Here is an 841-nt window from a genome sequence, read left to right as displayed (position 1 = left end):
TCAACTGTAAATTCACTAAGCGAACATGGTGTTTTCCTGAATTTTTAATGTGAACAAAACGCTGATTATTTTTCTTAATAAACTGTGCCTGTAAATCACCCCATAATTCACTGTCACGGTTTGGTTTTTGAGTATCAGTCAGCCCTTTCCCGTAAATAAACAAAGGTATCGAGTAACGCATTCGGACTTTGACAGCGAGTTCATTTTCCGTCAATTCTGTTTGAGGGTTTTGAGTTGGCGGTAATTCATCTATGATCACTCGGTATGCATACTCCTTACCCGCAGAGGCCTCATCTTGGTTGATGATGCGGATTAACTGCTTTTCACCTGGTTCAATTTTGACAAACGGAGGGGTTGCAATTAACTGGCTTTGACTTGAATAACTATCTTCTCCTTCGTTTTGTTCCCACTTAAAAATTCTCACCTGTAAATAAGAATCAACACTGCCTTTATTTACCATCCAAAGTGATGTTGCATTACTCTCCTCTGATATTTTGGGGTAAATCGGCCAAATTAATAATGAGTTAGCATTGGCATTTGAGAAAAAAACAAAAAGGAAGGTTATTAATAATAGTTTTTTGAGTATGAATTCCATTTCACCCCTCCAAAGTTCACTTACCACTCTAATGTCAGCGTCAGCGTATCCATATAAATTCCAGCCATTTCATTCCCATTTATTGTCGCCTTTGCCCAGATAGGAAACTGAATATTATCTGGGTCTTGGTCGGTATCGACGGAATATTGCGTGTCAATATCAAGCACCTGCGTATAATTTAGATCCTGAAACAAAAAGTAATCTACCGTTGTCGCTTCTTCACTGTGCTTTAGCTTACGTACACCG

The 841-nt window shown here is 38.6% G+C and carries 2 protein-coding genes; both read right to left on the bottom strand.

Annotated elements, in window-relative coordinates; genetic code table 11:
- The coding region (locus IQR33_RS20530; protein WP_193843991.1) for a molecular chaperone at window positions 1–595 on the bottom strand (595 nt) is incomplete at its 3' end.
- A gap of 20 nt (window positions 596–615) precedes the next feature.
- The coding region (locus tag IQR33_RS20525) for a spore coat protein U domain-containing protein (protein WP_193843990.1) at window positions 616–841 on the bottom strand (226 nt) is incomplete at its 5' end.

Origin of the sequence: Vibrio sp. OPT46 (assembly GCF_015163535.1) — a bacterium.
Taxonomy (GTDB): Bacteria; Pseudomonadota; Gammaproteobacteria; order Enterobacterales; family Vibrionaceae; genus Vibrio; species Vibrio alginolyticus.
Note: the sequence above shows the minus strand (reverse complement) of the source record. Positions and strands in the feature narration are given on the sequence as shown.